We start from the raw sequence: 347 nt of genomic DNA, 5'->3' as shown, positions 1-347 counted from the left end.
CGGAGTTGAGCTAGTGCAATGATCCTCCGGTCACCACTGGAGTCCTTATAGCGCTTGGCATCTTCATCCAGCGACTCCTCGTGAAGCCGAGCCGCAATCCCCGGCTTGTTGTTTTTATGCAGGTATTCACTGAAACGTCTAAGAGTAGCTCCATAGTCGTGAATGGTTTGGCGATTCGGCCCGGTCGCAGGCGCTCCCTTGTACTCTTTGATGAGAGCCGCTTTGTACTCTTTGATGAGCACGGCGTCGGCAGGGTCGGGATTCAGGACAGCGCGGCCCACCATTGGCACTCCGCCCGCCGACTCTCTGAGACGACGCAGTGCCACAGCCACAGTCGAGGAGCCACC

General features: G+C 57.9%; 1 protein-coding gene. It reads right to left on the bottom strand.

The window, feature by feature from the left end; translation table 11 throughout:
- Positions 1-284: hypothetical protein (locus X738_RS80665; protein ID WP_198032972.1), on the bottom strand; the 284-nt coding region annotated here is incomplete at its 3' end.
- Positions 285-347: the final 63 nt, after the last annotated feature.

The sequence above is a fragment of the Mesorhizobium sp. L48C026A00 genome, assembly GCF_000502375.1.
Classification (GTDB): Bacteria; Pseudomonadota; Alphaproteobacteria; order Rhizobiales; family Rhizobiaceae; genus Mesorhizobium; species Mesorhizobium muleiense.
The sequence above is the reverse complement of the archived record's forward strand: the minus strand, read 5'-3'. Positions and strand labels throughout refer to the sequence as shown.